Origin of the sequence: Pseudomonas sp. NPDC090233, assembly GCF_044772285.1 — a bacterium.
Lineage (GTDB): Bacteria > Pseudomonadota > Gammaproteobacteria > Pseudomonadales > Pseudomonadaceae > Aquipseudomonas.
The window spans coordinates 389,017-404,857 of record NZ_JBIVYQ010000005.1; the positions used below are offsets into that span (position 1 = coordinate 389,017).

Consider the following 15,841-nt stretch of genomic DNA (forward strand, 5'->3'; position numbering starts at 1 on the left):
GGCTAGGCATGACAGCTTCAGCGCTCTTGGGATCGAGCGCCGCCCGCGCGGCGCATCGCGGATGAATCCGCTCCCACATTTTTTGCAACGTGCCATGGCCTGATAGGCCATAGTTGTCAGCCTTGTTGGCACGAACCGATTTCTTGGTTGGCGCTGCCGTCGCCCCGCAAATCTTCAGCCATGAGCCAAGGCTGGCAACCATGTTCTGACTGGAATGGCGCGTTGCAACAAACTGTAGGAGCGGATTCATCCGCGATGCGCCGCGCGGGCGGCGCTCGATCTCAAGGGCGCAAACGAGCTTGTGACTAGCACCTACCAGCCCCAGCACATAAAAAAAACCCGGCCATCAAGGCCGGGCAGGTACACCCAAAGGAGCAAAACAAGGTGTCAGGGTTGGGAATGCGTTGAGGCTCAGGCCACCGCTGCCAGCTTGGCCTTGGCCTGGTTGATGCCTTTTTCAAAGAAGTCGCCGCTCATGTTCAAGCCTTCGGCATGGATGAAGTTCACATCGTGGATGCCGATGAACGCCATCACCTGACGCAGGTACGGTTCCTGGTGGTCACTGGTGGCGCCGGCGTGGATGCCGCCACGGGCAGTCAGGACGATGGCGCGCTTGCCGGTCAGCAGGCCTTGCGGGCCGGTCGGGGTGTACTTGAAGGTGATGCCGGCACGCAGCACGTGGTCCAGCCAGGCCTTCAGGGTGCTGGGGATGGTGAAGTTGTACATCGGCGCAGCCATCACCAACACGTCGGCGGCGAGCAATTCATCGGTCAATTCGTTGGAACGCGCCAGAGCGTCCAGTTCGGCGGCGCTGCGCTGATCTTCGGGCTTCATCCAGCCGCCGAGCAGATTGGCGTCCAGGTGCGGTACCGGGGTCACGGCCAAGTCACGCACGGTGATCGCGTCAGCCGGATGTGCCGCTTGCCATTGCTCGATGAAGTCACGGGTCAGTTGACGGGAAACGGAATCCTGCTGGCGGGCGCTGCTTTCGATGATCAGTACGCGGGACATGGGGTGCCTCCATCGGCAAATAGGGTGCGATTCGATGGAGGTGAGATTAAGGCTTGACCTATCGATAAAAAAGCGTAAAAAGTGGGTTCAATCTATCGATTAATCCGTTTTATTGCGCTTTGCAGTCCAGCGCGATGCGCAGCTTGATGATCTGCCGGTTGAACTTGGCCGTTACGTCCACGCTTTTGCCTGCCGGTACGTTGACCCGGCGCACCCGTGGCGCCTCGGGGCCATTGCGGAAAGTTACCTTGCAGGCCGCCGGCACTTGCCCATAGTTGTTCAGGGTGATGGCACCAATGTCGTAGGCGGTGTCGTAGGCTGTGTAGTCCAGCTTGACCCCGGTCAGTTCCTTCTCCACGTCGATGGGGTAAGCCATGGCCGCAAGGGGCAGGCACATCAGTATTGCCGCACAACATTTCTTCATGGGGCGCTCTCCTTGAAAGAGCGCAGCTTAGGACAACAGGAGCCAAAGATGAAAGCGCCGCGCGTAACCCTGGATCAGTGGCGGACCCTGCAGGCAGTGGTCGATCACGGTGGGTTTGCCCAGGCCGCCGAGGCCCTGCACCGTTCGCAGTCGTCGGTCAGCTACACGGTGGCGCGCATGCAGGAGCAACTGGGCGTACCGCTGCTGCGCATCGATGGCCGCAAAGCGGTGCTGACCGAAGCCGGCAACGTGCTGCTGCGCCGCTCGCGGCACCTGGTCAAGCAGGCCAGCCAGCTGGAAGACCTGGCCCACCACATGGAGCAAGGCTGGGAGGCCGAGGTGCGCGTGGTAGTCGATGCCGCCTACCCCAGCGCCCGCCTGGTACGCGCCCTGGCCGCGTTCATGCCGCAGAGCCGCGGTTGCCGGGTGCGCCTGCGTGAAGAGGTGTTGTCGGGGGTCGAGGAAGTGATGCACGAAGGCATCGCGGACCTTGCCATCAGCAGCTACAGCATCGGCGGCTACCTGGGCACAGAGCTGAGCGCGGTGGAATTCGTCGCCGTCGCCCACCCCGAGCACAGCCTGCACCGGCTGGGCCGGGACATCACCTTCCAGGACCTGGAAAGCCAGCTGCAGGTGGTGATCCGCGACTCGGGTCGCTCGCAGCCGCGCGATGTCGGCTGGCTCGGCGCCGAGCAGCGCTGGACCGTCGGCAGCCTGGGCACCGCCACCACCTTCGTCAGCAGTGGCCTGGGCTTTGCCTGGCTGCCACGCCACATGATCGAACGCGAGCTGCGCGACGGCGTGCTCAAGCCATTGCCGCTGGATCAGGGTGGCAGCCGTCACCCACTGTTCTACCTTTATTCGAGCAAAGAGAAGACCCTGGGCCCGGCCACGCAGATTCTCATCGACCTGCTGCGCAATTTCGACACTGCGCCCCTGGACGTGCCCTTCGCAGCCCCCCCACAAGCCTGAGAGGACCGCGCCCATGGCCTATTTCGAACATGAAGGATGCTCGCTGCATTATCAGGAATACGGCCAGGGCGAACCCCTGGTGCTGCTGCATGGCCTGGGTTCCAGCAGCCAGGACTGGGAGCTGCAGGTGCCGGAGCTCAGCAGCCACTACCGGGTGATCCTGATGGACATCCGCGGCCACGGCCGCTCCGACAAGCCGCGCGACGGCTACCAGATCGCCACCTTCAGCGCCGACCTGCTGGCCCTGCTGGAACACCTGCAGACGGGACCGGTGCACTTCGTCGGCCTGTCCATGGGCGGCATGGTCGGCTTCCAGTTCGCCGTCGACCACCCGCAATGGCTGCGCAGCCTGTGCATCGTCAACAGCGCCCCCGAAGTCAAACGCCGTACCCGCAGCGACTGGCTGTGGTGGGCCAAGCGCTGGAGCCTGGCGCGCATCCTCAGTGTCGAAACGGTGGGCAAGGGCCTGGCCGAGCGCCTGTTCCCCAAGCCCGGCCAGGCCGATCTGCGCCGCAAGATGGCCGAGCGCTGGGCGCGCAACGACAAGCGCGCCTACCTCAAGAGCTTCGATGCCATCGTCGACTGGGGCGTGCAGGAACGCATCGGGCAGATTCACTGTCCCACGCTGGTGATCGCCGCCGACCACGATTACACCCCGGTACAACTTAAACAGCGCTATGTGGCCCTGATGCCCCAGGCAAGGCTGGTAGTCATCGACGATTCCCGGCACGCTACACCCCTCGATCAACCCGAGGTCTTCAACCAGACGCTGTTGCAGTTCCTCGCAGCCGCTTCCACCTCTCAAGGATCTTTGAGCCCATGCTGAAAAAACTCCTGCTCGCCGCCTGTTCGGTTGCCTTCGCCACCAGCGTCATGGCCTCCGACAAGACCCCTCACGTGTTGCTGGACACCAGCTTCGGTCAGGTCGAAATCGAGCTCAATGCAGAAAAAGCGCCGATCAGTACCAAGAATTTCCTGGCGTACGTCGACAGCGGTTTCTACAACAATACGATCTTCCACCGCGTAATCCCGGGCTTCATGGTGCAGGGCGGCGGCTTCACCGAGCAGATGGTGCAAAAGCCGACCCAGGACCCGATCCGCAACGAAGCCAGTAATGGCCTGCAGAACACCCGCGGCACATTGTCGATGGCGCGTACCTCCGACCCGAACTCTGCCACCAGTCAGTTCTTCATCAACGTCGCTGACAACGATTTCCTCAACCCCGGCCGTGACCGTGGTTATGCGGTATTCGGTAAGGTGACCAAGGGTATGGAAGTGGTCGACCAGATCGTCAATTCGCCCACCACCGTCAAGAAAGGCATGCGCGATGTGCCGGCCGACCCGGTGTTCATCAAGTCCGCCAAACGCATCGACTGACCGCAGGCTTCACAGGGACGTGAAACCGCCTGAGGGTCGGGTTGAACAGGAGTGTTGTCACCCATGCTGTACCGCCGTTTCGAGCAACTGATCGACATTTTCCGCGACGCGCCCAGCGAGTCGCCGCCCACCCAGGTGTGGCCGTTCTATCTGTATTATCTGCGCCAGGTATGGCCGAGCTTCCTCGCCCTGCTGGTGGTCGGTCTGTTCGCCTCGCTGATCGAGGTGGCGATGTTCAGCTACCTCAGCCGCATCATCGACCTGGCCCAGGGCACGCCCAACGCCAACTTCTTCAGCGAACATAGCGGCGAGCTGATCTGGATGCTAGTGGTGATCCTGCTGCTGCGGCCAATCTTCTTCGGCCTGCACGACCTGCTGGTGCACCAGACCATCAACCCCGGCATGACCAGCCTGATCCGCTGGCAAAACCACACGTATGTGCTCAAGCAGAGCCTGAATTTCTTCCAGAGCGACTTCGCCGGGCGCATCGCCCAGCGCATCATGCAGACCGGTAACTCGCTGCGCGATTCGGCTGTGCAGGCAGTGGATGCGCTGTGGCATGTGCTGATCTATGCGATCACATCGCTGGTGCTGTTCGCCGAAGCCGACTGGCGGCTGATGCTGCCGTTGCTGGTCTGGATCGGCGCCTACGTGGCCGCCCTGCTGTACTTCGTGCCACGGGTGAAGGAACGTTCGGTGATTTCCTCCGATGCCCGCTCCAAGCTGATGGGGCGCATCGTCGACGGCTACACCAACATCGCCACGCTCAAGCTGTTCGCCCACACCGATTACGAGCAGCAGTACGCCCGTGAAGCGATCCGCGAACAGACCGAAAAAACCCAGCTGGCATCGCGGGTGATCACCAGCATGGACGTGGTCATCACCACCCTCAACGGCTTGCTGGTGGTCACCACCACGGGCCTGGCGCTGTGGCTGTGGAGCCAGTCGCTGATCACCGTCGGCGCCATTGCCCTGGCCACTGGCCTGGTGATCCGCATCGTCAACATGTCGGGCTGGATCATGTGGGTGGTCAACGGCATCTTCGAGAACATCGGCATGGTCCAGGATGGCCTGCAGACCATCGCTCAGCCCGTCACCGTTACCGACAAACCCAACGCCCAGCCGCTGAAAGTCACCCGTGGCGCTGTGCGTTTCGACGATGTCGACTTTCATTACGGCAAGGCGCGCAACGTGATCGAGGCGCTGAACCTGGTTATCCGCCCGGGCGAGAAAATCGGCCTGATCGGCCCGTCCGGCGCCGGCAAGTCGACCCTGGTCAACCTGCTGCTACGCCTTTACGACGTGCAAGGTGGGCGCATCCTGATCGATGGCCAGGACATCGCCGACGTGACCCAGGCCAGCCTGCGCGCGCAGATCGGCATGATTACCCAGGACACTTCGCTGCTGCACCGCTCGATCCGTGACAACCTGCTCTACGGTCGCCCGGACGCCAGCGAGGCTGAGTTGCGCGAAGCGGTGCGCCGGGCGCGTGCCGATGAGTTCATTCCGCAACTGTCGGACGCCCAGGGGCGCACCGGCTTCGACGCGCATGTGGGTGAGCGTGGGGTCAAGCTGTCCGGCGGCCAGCGCCAGCGCATCGCCATTGCCCGGGTGCTGCTGAAGAACGCGCCAATTCTGATCATGGACGAAGCGACCTCAGCGCTCGATTCGGAAGTCGAAGCAGCCATCCAGGAAAGCCTGGAAACCCTGATGCAAGGCAAGACCGTTATCGCCATCGCTCACCGCCTCTCGACCATCGCGCGCATGGACCGCCTGGTGGTGCTGGACCAGGGTCATGTCGTCGAGAGCGGCAGCCACAGCGAATTGCTGGAACAACAAGGGCTGTATGCCCGCTTGTGGCACCACCAGACGGGTGGCTTCGTCGGCGTGGATTGATTCCACGCCTGCCCCTCACTTCCCTGCCTGCTGCAAGAAAGCCTGGGCACGGGAATCCTGCCCATAGGCAACATTGATACGCAGCCACTCGCTGCCAGCGCCTTCAAAATCGAAGGCGCTGCCCGGGGTGAGCAGCACGTCATGCTGCAATGCCAGCTGTTCAAGGCTGGCGAAGTCGCGCCCCGGCACCCGCGCCCAGACGAACATGCCGCCGTAGGGCTCGCAGAACACTTGCCAGCCGTACTGTTCGAGCTGCCCAAGCAGCTTGGCCATGTGCTGCGCCAGCCGCCCTCTCAACCGCTGCGTGCTTTTGCGGTAGCTGCCATTGGCCAGCATCTGCCCCACCACCTGCTCGGCGAAGAGCGAGGTGCCGATGCCGCTGACCATTTTCAGCTCGGCCAGTTGTGTCAGCAGCGGTGGTTCGGCCACCAGGTAACCGACGCGTAGCGAACTGCTCAGCGTCTTGGAAAAACTGGCCATGTAGATCACCCGCTGCTCACTGTCGAGGGTAGCCAGGCGCGTGGCCGGCCCCTCCTGGAAGTCGGCGTAGATATCATCCTCGACGATGCGCAGATCATGTTCACGGGCCAGCTCCAGCAGGCGGTAGGCTACCTTGGGCGTCAGGCTCGTCCCGGTCGGGTTCTGGTACAGGCTGTTGATGAACAGGCAGCGCGGCCGGTGCTCGACCAACAGGCGTTCGAGTACGGCGATATCCGGCCCGACCACCGTGCGCGGCAGCGGCAGCATGCGCACTTGATGCTGGCGCAGCAGGTTGTACAGGTTGTAGTAGCCGGGATTTTCCACCAGCACCGTGTCGCCGGGGCGCAGCAGCGTGCGCACCAGCAGGTCGAGGGCATGGCTGGCGCCCTGGGTGGTGAGGATGTGTTCGGGGTCGGCGGCGATGTCCAGGCGTGCCAGGCGCTTGTGCAGTTGCAGGCGCAGACTGGCAAGGCCCTGTGGCGGGCAGTAGTCGAACAGGTCCTGCGGGTTGCCGCGACTGACTTGACGGATGACCTGGGCCAGTTCGGTATCCGCGCGCCAAGCGCTGGGCAGCCAGCCGCAACCGAGCTTGAGCAACTGGTCATGGCCCTCGCGGAACTGGCGCCAGCTGCCGTCCCCGGCCTCGCCCCACGCGGGCGTATCGTCAGCGGCCAAGCCGGGTTTGCGTTCAGCGACAAAGAAGCCGGTGCCGTGGCGGGCCTCTAGCCAACCACTGGCGACCAGGCGGTCGTAGGCTTCGATCACGCAGGAAGCACTGACGGCCTGGTCGCGGGCCAAGGCACGGATCGATGGCAAGCGTGCGCCGGGGCGCAGGCGTTGTTTTTCGATCCAGGCTTGCAAGTGGTCGGTGAGCTGCTGGACCAGGGGGATTGGGCTTTGGCGGTCTAGAGGCAGGTGCATGGCTTCAGTGTTTGGTGGTTTTGAGCGAACAGTTAAGCATAAACGGATGGGTGGTGTGCCTTGTTGAGGGATCTGCCTGGGAGCACTGTCTCCTAAAAAACCAGGATCAACCCATGCCCCCGCGCTCCAACCCCGCCCTGCTGGCCTTCGCCCTGTGCCTGATCACCCTGGCAGTCAACCTGCAGGCCCCGCTCTACATCACCTACGCCGACCTCTCCGGCCAAGGCGCCGCCGCCACGGCGGTAGCCTTTTCCGCTTACGTGGTCGGGGTGCTCCCAGTGCTGCTGGCCCTGGGCGGCCTGGCCGACCGGGTCGGGCGGCGGCCGCTGATCATCGCTGCCCTGCTGCTATCGATGCTGGCGACCCTGCTCATGCTGCTGGCTCCTGGCCTTGAGACCTTGGCCCTGGCGCGACTGGTGCTGGGCCTGGGCACGGGCCTGGCAACAGCCACGGCGACGGCCTACATGGGCGAGTTGATGGGTGGCGACTGCGGCGCCCGCGCCGCCAACTGGGTTACCGCTAGCACCTCGCTGGGCTTTGGCCTTGGCGCAGCGCTGACCAGCCTGTTTCTGCTGCGCGGGCCAAGCCTGACGCCAGGCAGTTTCCACCTGCAACTGCTGCTGGCCGGCATCGCCCTGGTACTGGCCTGGCGCCTGCCCGACCCGCGCCCGACACAACGTGGCGCCATGCTGCGCCTGCCTTTCTACCCTCCTGGCAGCGTGGTGTATGGCCTCGCCATTTTGCTGGCCTGGGCTGGCACCGGCCTGGTCATCGCCTTGCTGCCGGGCATATTGCGCCAGCACGGCCTGAGCGCCTGGTCGGGCTTCTCGACCTTTTGCGTCACCAGCTGCGGCCTGCTCTTTCAGCCCCTTGCCCGACGCCTACCCAGCAAAAAAGCCACGCTGTTGGGCATGGCGATCCTGCCGTGCAGCTACGCGCTGCTGGCCTGGGGCGCCAATGCAGGTCAGCTGAGTGCCGTACTGCTGGGCGCGGTGGCAGCCAGCAGCGCCTGCTATGGCTTCATCTACCTGGGCGGGCTGGCCGCGGTGAACCAGCTGGCGGGCAGCGAGAAGACCCGGGCCAGTGCCGGATTCTTCCTGCTCGCTTACCTGGGGTTCAGCGTCCCTGTGATCTTCACCGGGGTGTTGAGTGATCGGCTGGGCACAGAGATGGCATTGCTGGTGTTCGGCGGTGTCCTGCTGCTGGGGTGCGCAGCTCTCGCGCTGGCCCTGGTGGTATCCGCCCGCGACAGCACCCGCAGCGAATCACTCAGATTGCAGTAGCCCCACCATCCACCGTCAGGCTATGCCCGGTGGTGAACGCGGCGCCGTCACTGCACAGATACAACACCGCGCTGGCGATTTCCTCGACCTTGCCAATGCGCCCGACCGGGTGCATCGCCGCGGCGAACTCGGCCTTGCGCGGGTCGGCCTCGTAGGCCCGGCGGAACATGTCGGTATCGATCACCGCCGGGCAAACAGCGTTCACTCGAATACCCTTCTTGGCGTATTCGATGGCGGCCGACTTGGTCAGCCCGATCACCGCGTGCTTGGACGCGCTGTAGATACTCATCTTCGGTGCTGCGCCCAGGCCTGCGACCGACGCGGTGTTGACGATAGCCCCACCGCCCTGGGCCAGCAGTAGCGGCAGCTGGTACTTCATGCACAGCCACACGCCTTTGACATTGACGCCCATGATGGCATCGAACTCCGCCTCGCTGCCCTCGGCCAGGCGGCCCTGCTCGATCTCGATGCCGGCGTTGTTATAGGCATAATCCAGGCGCCCATAGGATTGGATTACCTGCTCGTGCAGCTGGCGCACATCGGCATCGCGTGTCACATCGCAGGCCACGAACAGCGCTTCACCTCCGGCCTCGCGGATGAGCGCTACCGTGGCCTCACCACCAACCGGATCGAGGTCGGCCACCACCACCTTCAAGCCCTCACGGGCGAACGCCAATGCCGTCGCCCGGCCGATGCCAGCCGCGCCGCCGGTGACCAGGGCTACCTGGCCGGAAAAGGTCATGCTCATGTGCTGCTCCTGAAAGCGTGAGTACCGGCCAAGAGTCTAGTCAGCCCACCGCCCAACTGGGCAGCATCATCAGGCCAGCGGTTGGGCTACCATGCTTACCAGTGATTTTGCAGACCAACCGGCATCACCGCGTTAAATTGACCACTTATGCCTCCTGCCCACAAGGACCCCGCCATGACCCAGACCAACCGCCGCTTCCTGCTCGCCAAACGCCCGGTCGGCGCCGTGCGCCGTGACGACTTCACCTTTGAAAGTGTGCCCGCCGAAGCCCCCGCCGATGGCCAGATCCAGGTGCGCAACCTGTACCTGTCACTGGACCCGGCCATGCGCGGCTGGATGAACGAAGGCAAGTCGTATATCCCGCCCGTAGCCCTCGGCCAGGTGATGCGTGCCCTCGGCGTCGGCGAAGTGGTCGCCTCCAACCACCCGGACTACAAACCCGGCGACCACGTCAGCGGTGCCCTCGGCGTGCAGGACTACTTCACCGGCGAACCCCAGGGCCTGCACAAGATCGACCCCAAGCTGGCGCCCCTGCCCCGCTACCTCTCGGCCCTGGGCATGACCGGCATGACTGCCTACTTCGCCCTGCTCGACGTCGGCCAGCCCAAGGCCGGTGACACCGTGGTCATTTCCGGCGCCGCCGGTGCGGTGGGCAGCATCGTCGGCCAGATCGCCAAGCTCAAAGGCTGCCGCGTGGTCGGCATCGCCGGTGGCGCGCAAAAATGCCAGTACCTCAAGGACGAACTGGGTTTCGACGGGGTCATCGACTACAAGGCCGAAGACGTGCTCGCCGGCCTCAAGCGCGAATGCCCACAAGGCGTTGACGTGTACTTCGACAACGTCGGCGGCGAGATCCTCGACGCCGTGCTCACCCGCATCAACTTCAAGGCCCGCATCGTCATCTGCGGCGCCATCAGCCAGTACAACAACAAGGAAGCGGTCAAAGGCCCAGCCAACTACCTGGCGCTGCTGGTCAACCGGGCGCGGATGGAAGGCTTCGTGGTGATGGACCACGCCAAGGATTACGGCAAGGCGGCGCAGGAGATTGCCGGGTGGCTGGCCAGTGGCAAGGTCAAGAGCAGAGAAGATGTGGTCGAGGGCCTGGAGACCTTCCCGGAAACCTTGCTCAAATTGTTCAGTGGCGAGAACTTCGGCAAGTTGGTGTTGAAGGTCTGATAGCGGATCAAGCCTGTGCCGGCCCGGCGAAAGGGCCGGCACAGGTAGCTGAGATCTTGTAAGATTCCCCATCGCCACTGATTCAGTGACAGGGATTTGCAGAGAAGACCATGATCAAGATCACCCCAACCATCGAGTGCTCCAACACCGCCCCGTTCGTCCTCTTCGGCGGCATCAACGTCCTCGAGTCCGAAGACCTCGCCCTCAAGGCCTGCGCCGAGTACGTGCGCGTCACTCAGAAACTGGGCATCCCCTACGTCTTCAAAGCCAGTTTCGACAAGGCCAACCGCTCCTCGATCCACTCCTACCGGGGCCCAGGCCTGGAAGAAGGCCTGCGCATCTTCGAGAAAGTCAAAGCCGAGTTCGGTGTACCGATCATCACCGACGTGCATGAAATCCACCAGTGCGCGCCGGTCGCCGAAGTGGTCGACGTGCTGCAACTGCCGGCCTTCCTGGCCCGCCAGACCGACCTGGTGGTCGCGCTGGCCAAGACTGGCAAGCCGGTCAACATCAAGAAGCCACAGTTCCTCAGCCCTTCGCAAATGCAGAACATCGTGCAGAAGTTCAACGAAGCCGGTAACGACCAGTTGATCCTGTGCGACCGTGGCACCTGCATGGGCTATGACAACCTGGTGGTCGACATGCTCGGCTTCGGTGTGATGAAGCGCACCTGCAACGACCTGCCGATCATCTTCGACGTGACCCACGCCCTGCAGAACCGCGACCCGTCGGGCGCGGCATCGGGCGGCCGCCGCGAGCAGGTCGTCGACCTGGCGCGGGCCGGCATGGCCGTTGGCCTGGCGGGCTTGTTCCTGGAAGCCCACCCGAACCCGGACCAGGCCAAGTGCGACGGCCCGAGCGCCCTGCCGCTGGATAAGCTGGAGCCATTCTTGGCGCAGATCAAGGCGCTGGATGACCTGGTGAAGTCGTTTACGCCGCTGGTTATTGCCTGATTCGAAGGCAGTAAAAAGGGCCGACATGCGCACAGCATGTCGGCCCTTTTTCATCCCACAGCAGAAACCTGTGGGAGCGGCTTTAGCAGCGAATTTCGGCTACCACTGCCGCCAGCGCCTGCGCCGGATCCGCTGCCTGGCTGATTGGGCGACCGATCACCAGGTAATCGGAGCCGGCATCCAGCGCCTGGCGCGGCGTCAGAATGCGGCGCTGGTCATCTTGCGCGCTGCCGGCCGGGCGGATACCCGGTGTCACCAACTGCAGCGACGGGTGCGCAGCTTTCAGCGCCGGAGCCTCCAGCGCCGAGCACACCAACCCGTCCATGCCCGCCTTCTCGGCCAGCGCCGCCAGGCGCAATACCTGCTCCTGCGGATCGACATCCAGGCCAATACCGGCCAGGTCTTCACGCTCCATGCTGGTCAGCACGGTAACGCCGATCAGCAGCGGCTGCGGGCCGCTACGCTTGGCCAGCACCTCACGGCAGGCCGACATCATGCGCAGGCCACCGGAGCAGTGCACGTTGACCATCCACACGCCCATCTCGGCCGCCGCCTTCACCGCCATGGCGGTGGTGTTGGGGATGTCGTGAAACTTGAGGTCGAGGAACACCTCGAAGCCCTTCGCGCACAAGGTCTCGACAATGCCCGAAGCGCTGCTGGTGAACAGCTCCTTGCCCACCTTTACCCGGCACAGGGCAGGGTCGAGCTGGTCGGCCAGTTTCAGGGCGGCTTCGCGGGTAGGGAAATCCAGGGCGACGATCAGGGGCGTCTGGCAGGCGGACATGGTCGGGGTCTCTTGGCAAGTCGTAAACGGCGCGCATTGTAAACGAAGTGACGCAGGCTTTGGGGGCCGCGGGTCATGAGAATTGGCCTGGCCGGGTGCGGCTTCTATAATTGAACCAACGGTCAAGGCAATCGCTCAACATTCATACAAGCGAAGCCGCTGATGTTCATAGGAGAACGACAATGCCCTGGTATGCCTGGCTGATACTCATCATAGCCCTCGGCTCGATCGTGGGCGGGCTGATGATGCTGCGTGACACGGCGAAGAAATTGCCGCTGACAGAGGAGCAATTGAGGAAGGTGCATGAGCGCAATGCCGAAGCGGATGCCAAGGATGCGCAGGATCGTTAAAGAGATGCGTTTTGATTGAAACCGGTTGGCGCAAGGCCAACCGGCTGTTCTGCAGGTTACTCGACCATCAGCTTGTCCCGGTTGCGCTCCAACAGCGCTTTGCCGATGCCCTTGATTTCCAGCAATTCATCTACCGAGTCGAAGGGGCCGTTGGCCTCCCGGTAGGCGATGATCGCGTCGGCCTTGGCTTTGCCGATGCCATTGAGGTTTTGTTGCAAGGTCAGGGCGTCGGCGTCGTTGAGGTCGATTTTGGTCGACGGTGTTTGAGTATGCCCTTCCTTGCTGGCAGTGACCGCTGGCGGTGTGGTGACGGACGCAGGTGCGGCATTGAGGGTGAAAGGCAACGCTGTGAAAAGAGGAAGCAGCAGGTAGGACAGAACTGTATTGCGCATCGTGACGACTCCTTGAATTGCACATGAAAGGCAGCGCTCCTTGGCTGCTCAACGAATCCTAGTGCCTGCTCAGCGTCAGCGTGACCTCGAAACGTTACTGGATGAATCACGTCATCGGCTGCCTCTACCCCCCCTCAACCCATGGCATTTCGCCAATCCCACAAGGTGTTCGTGAAACACAACGGTGAGACTGACGATTTCATATGAATTCAACGTTAACGACGATTTCATTCAGACAAAGGGCGGTTGCATTTCCTACACACCTGATTTCCTAAGCACGTCTCCGTTCGTCACATCTACCTGGCAAATTGAACCTTTGGCACGATGTCTGAATGCCATCAAACAATCTAATTTTTCGATACAAAACGGCAAAATAGGATCCAATCATATGATATCAGGCAGTCAATTGAGTTTTTTAGGGAAAAAAACGTGCCATTAGTGATGTCATTATCATGACCAAATGATAAATTCGCTGGCCTAAGGACACCCGATTTGTAGGAAGGATCCGAGGCAAATGAAAGTTTTTTCACACTCCCCACTGAACCTGTCGATTTTTCGACCTGATTCAGCTCGACCGCAACGCACGGTCGCCTCTCGCTACACCTGATTTTCCTGCCCTCTGCACCCGCGCTGTCCGCCTCAACTCATCGCATAGAAGAACTTCCCTTGTCGCTCAAGACCCTCACTGTTTTTGGCACTCGCCCAGAAGCCATCAAGATGGCACCGCTGGCCCTCAACCTTGCCCTGGACGACCGTTTCGAATCGCGCGTCTGCGTGACCGGCCAGCACCGCCAGATGCTCGACCAGGTGCTTGAGCTGTTCGAGATCACCCCGGACTACGACCTCAACATCATGAAGCCTGGTCAGGATCTGACCGATGTCACCACGGCGATCCTGCAAAGTCTCAAGCCGGTGCTGGCCGAGTTCAAACCGGATGTGGTGCTGGTCCATGGCGACACTGCGACAACCTTGGCGACAAGCCTGGCGGCCTACTACCAGCAGATCCCGATCGCCCACGTGGAGGCCGGCCTGCGCACCAATAATCTGTACTCGCCCTGGCCTGAAGAAGGTAACCGCCGCTTGACCGGCACCCTGGCCGCGCTGCACTTTGCCCCGACCTCGACCTCCAGCGACAACCTGTTGAAGGAAGGCATCGACGCTGCGCAGATCCACATCACCGGCAACACGGTGATCGACGCGCTGCTGGAAGTGGTACGCAAGCTTGAGAGCCCGGCGCTCAAGCAAACCTTCGAGCAACAGTTCGACTTCCTCGCCGCCGAGCGCCGCATGGTGCTGGTCACCGGCCACCGCCGCGAGAACTTCGGCGACGGCTTCGAACGCATCTGTCAGGCCCTGGCCCAGACCGCCCGCGAGTTCCCTGATGTCGACATCGTCTACCCCGTGCACCTCAACCCGAATGTACGCGAACCGGTCAACCGGTTGCTGGCCGGTGTCGACAACATCCATCTGATCGAGCCGCTGGACTACCTGCCGTTCGTGTACCTGATGACCCGCGCCTACCTGATCCTCACCGATTCCGGTGGCATCCAGGAGGAAGCCCCTGCCTTGGGCAAGCCGGTGCTGGTCATGCGTGACACCACCGAACGCCCCGAGGCGGTCGCCGCCGGCACCGTCAAGCTGGTCGGCACCGATGTCGCCTCGATCACCGAGCACCTGTCCCGACTGCTCAGCGACGAAGCGACCTATCGCGACATGAGCTTTGCCCACAACCCCTATGGCGACGGAAAAGCGTGCGCGCGAATCCTGGATGCCCTTTCCGCTTTCTCCAATTCCAAGGATGCAGCATGAGTTTCAACAAGATTTCCGTCGTAGGCCTGGGTTACATCGGCCTGCCAACCGCCGCCGTTTTCGCCGCCCGCAAGAAACAGGTGATCGGCATCGACGTCAATCAGCACGCGGTCGACACCATCAACCGCGGTGAAATCCACATCATCGAGCCCGAGCTGGACATGGTCGTCCACGCCGCCGTAACCGAAGGTTACCTGCGCGCTTCCACCGCGCCTGAAGCCGCCGATGCGTTCCTGATTGCCGTGCCTACGCCATTCATGGACGGTCACCAACCCGACCTGAGCTATATCGAATCCGCCAGCAAGGCCATCGCGCCGGTGCTGAAGAAAGGCGACCTGGTAATCCTCGAATCCACCTCGCCGGTGGGTGCCACCGAGCAGATGGCCTATTGGCTGGCCCAGGCGCGCCCGGACCTAAGCTTCCCGCAGAGCCATGGCGAGGAGTCCGATATCCGCATCGCCCATTGCCCTGAACGGGTACTGCCCGGCCACGTACTGCGCGAGCTGGTCGAGAACGACCGAATCATCGGCGGCATGACCCGCAAGTGCTCCGAAGCTGCCGTGCGCCTGTACCGTACCTTCGTCGAGGGCGAGTGCATCATCACCAACGCGCGCACCGCCGAGATGTGCAAACTGACCGAGAACAGTTTCCGCGACGTGAACATCGCCTTCGCCAACGAGTTGTCGATCATTTGCGACAAGCTGCAGATCGACGTCTGGGAACTGATCCGTCTGGCCAACCACCATCCGCGCGTCAACATCTTGCAGCCAGGCCCAGGCGTGGGTGGCCACTGCATCGCCGTCGACCCATGGTTCATCGTCAGCCAAACCCCGGAACAGGCACGCCTGATCCGCACTGCGCGCGTCGTCAACGACAGCAAGCCGGAGTGGGTGATCGACAAGGTGAAGATGGCGCTGGCCAACTACCTGATCAAGCACCAGGGCAAAGCGGCACACCAGGTCAAGATCGCCTGCTACGGCCTGGCCTTCAAAGCCGACATCGACGACCTGCGCGAAAGCCCGGCACTGAGCATCGCCGAGCGCCTGGGCAATGAGCTGGAAGCGACGCTGCAGCTGGTGGAGCCGAACATCGAGCAACTGCCTGAGCGCCTGGCGCGCCATGAACACGTGGACTTCGACTACGCACAAGACAGCGCCGACATCCACGTGCTGCTGGTCAAACACCGCGAATTCCGCGGCGCATTCAACGTGCGCGATGCCGCATTCGTCATCGATGCCGCAGGCGTCACCCAAGGCTGATGGAAC

General features: G+C 62.5%; 16 protein-coding genes. 10 read left to right on the forward strand and 6 right to left on the reverse strand.

Translation table 11 applies throughout. The features are described from left to right. Window positions 1-411: 411 nt before the first annotated feature. Both ACIQUF_RS16320 and ACIQUF_RS16325 read right to left on the reverse strand, forming a co-directional pair. Window positions 412-1,011 carry an FMN-dependent NADH-azoreductase gene (locus tag ACIQUF_RS16320; RefSeq protein ID WP_403133150.1) on the reverse strand — a complete coding sequence of 200 codons (600 nt, stop codon included), beginning with the start codon at window positions 1,009-1,011 and terminating at the stop codon, window positions 412-414. Between the two features lie 109 nt (window positions 1,012-1,120). Then, entirely contained in the window at window positions 1,121-1,435 is a 315-nt protein-coding gene (locus tag ACIQUF_RS16325; RefSeq protein WP_403133151.1) for a 3-phosphoglycerate kinase, read from the reverse strand. Window positions 1,436-1,483: 48 nt separating this feature from the next. Between ACIQUF_RS16325 and ACIQUF_RS16330 the strand changes: the two genes are divergently transcribed. From ACIQUF_RS16330 to ACIQUF_RS16345, 4 genes are all read left to right on the forward strand, one after another. Continuing rightward, the gene (locus ACIQUF_RS16330; protein WP_400802305.1) at window positions 1,484-2,407 is read left to right on the forward strand and encodes a LysR family transcriptional regulator; all 924 of its coding nucleotides are present in this window, start codon (window positions 1,484-1,486) and stop codon (window positions 2,405-2,407) included. 13 nt (window positions 2,408-2,420) lie between these two features. Then, window positions 2,421-3,233: an alpha/beta fold hydrolase gene (locus tag ACIQUF_RS16335; protein WP_403133153.1), complete on the forward strand. Its 813-nt coding sequence runs from the start codon at window positions 2,421-2,423 to the stop codon at window positions 3,231-3,233. Then, entirely contained in the window at window positions 3,227-3,784 is a 558-nt protein-coding gene (locus ACIQUF_RS16340; RefSeq protein WP_403133155.1) for a peptidylprolyl isomerase, read from the forward strand. Before ACIQUF_RS16335 ends, ACIQUF_RS16340 begins: the two co-directional genes overlap by 7 nt. A 63-nt stretch (window positions 3,785-3,847) precedes the next feature. Continuing rightward, entirely contained in the window at window positions 3,848-5,680 is a 1,833-nt protein-coding gene (locus ACIQUF_RS16345) for an ABC transporter ATP-binding protein (protein ID WP_403133158.1), read from the forward strand. A gap of 15 nt (window positions 5,681-5,695) precedes the next feature. Here ACIQUF_RS16345 and ACIQUF_RS16350 read toward each other — a convergent pair whose 3' ends face one another. Further along, the gene (locus ACIQUF_RS16350; protein WP_403133160.1) at window positions 5,696-7,081 is read right to left on the reverse strand and encodes a PLP-dependent aminotransferase family protein; all 1,386 of its coding nucleotides are present in this window, start codon (window positions 7,079-7,081) and stop codon (window positions 5,696-5,698) included. Between the two features lie 113 nt (window positions 7,082-7,194). On the opposite strand from ACIQUF_RS16350, the gene ACIQUF_RS16355 reads away from it, so the two are divergent. Next, the gene (locus tag ACIQUF_RS16355; RefSeq protein WP_403133161.1) at window positions 7,195-8,364 is read left to right on the forward strand and encodes an MFS transporter; all 1,170 of its coding nucleotides are present in this window, start codon (window positions 7,195-7,197) and stop codon (window positions 8,362-8,364) included. Here ACIQUF_RS16355 and ACIQUF_RS16360 read toward each other — a convergent pair. Beyond that, complete coding sequence (locus tag ACIQUF_RS16360; RefSeq protein ID WP_403133163.1) at window positions 8,351-9,112, reverse strand: SDR family oxidoreductase; 762 nt, start codon at window positions 9,110-9,112, stop codon at window positions 8,351-8,353. The two genes, ACIQUF_RS16355 and ACIQUF_RS16360, sit on opposite strands and share 14 nt — an antisense overlap. Window positions 9,113-9,286: 174 nt before the next feature. Here ACIQUF_RS16360 and ACIQUF_RS16365 point away from each other — a divergent pair, with 174 nt between their 5' ends. Together ACIQUF_RS16365 and kdsA are read left to right on the forward strand one after the other, a co-directional pair. Then, entirely contained in the window at window positions 9,287-10,288 is a 1,002-nt protein-coding gene (locus tag ACIQUF_RS16365; protein ID WP_403133166.1) for an NADP-dependent oxidoreductase, read from the forward strand. A 110-nt stretch (window positions 10,289-10,398) separates the two neighbouring features. Continuing rightward, window positions 10,399-11,241, forward strand: a complete 843-nt coding sequence (gene kdsA / locus ACIQUF_RS16370) for a 3-deoxy-8-phosphooctulonate synthase (RefSeq protein ID WP_403133169.1) — start codon at window positions 10,399-10,401, stop codon at window positions 11,239-11,241. Between the two features lie 82 nt (window positions 11,242-11,323). Here kdsA and pyrF read toward each other — a convergent pair whose 3' ends face one another. Further along, window positions 11,324-12,025 (reverse strand): orotidine-5'-phosphate decarboxylase, encoded by a 702-nt coding sequence (pyrF, locus tag ACIQUF_RS16375; protein ID WP_403133171.1) that lies wholly within the window; start codon window positions 12,023-12,025, stop codon window positions 11,324-11,326. 182 nt (window positions 12,026-12,207) lie between these two features. Between pyrF and ACIQUF_RS16380 the strand changes: the two genes are divergently transcribed. Beyond that, complete coding sequence (locus ACIQUF_RS16380; RefSeq protein ID WP_003252762.1) at window positions 12,208-12,375, forward strand: DUF2897 family protein; 168 nt, start codon at window positions 12,208-12,210, stop codon at window positions 12,373-12,375. 56 nt (window positions 12,376-12,431) lie between these two features. On the opposite strand, the gene ACIQUF_RS16385 is transcribed toward ACIQUF_RS16380, so the two are convergent. Beyond that, window positions 12,432-12,767 (reverse strand): ComEA family DNA-binding protein, encoded by a 336-nt coding sequence (locus ACIQUF_RS16385; protein WP_403133175.1) that lies wholly within the window; start codon window positions 12,765-12,767, stop codon window positions 12,432-12,434. Between the two features lie 666 nt (window positions 12,768-13,433). Here ACIQUF_RS16385 and wecB point away from each other — a divergent pair. Then, a complete protein-coding gene (gene wecB / locus ACIQUF_RS16390; protein ID WP_403133177.1) occupies window positions 13,434-14,576 on the forward strand; it encodes a non-hydrolyzing UDP-N-acetylglucosamine 2-epimerase in 1,143 nt (380 codons plus the stop codon). Beyond that, on the forward strand, window positions 14,573-15,835 hold the full coding sequence (gene wecC / locus ACIQUF_RS16395; RefSeq protein WP_403133180.1) for a UDP-N-acetyl-D-mannosamine dehydrogenase: 1,263 nt from the start codon (window positions 14,573-14,575) through the stop codon (window positions 15,833-15,835). Before wecB ends, wecC begins: the two co-directional genes overlap by 4 nt. Window positions 15,836-15,841: the final 6 nt, after the last annotated feature.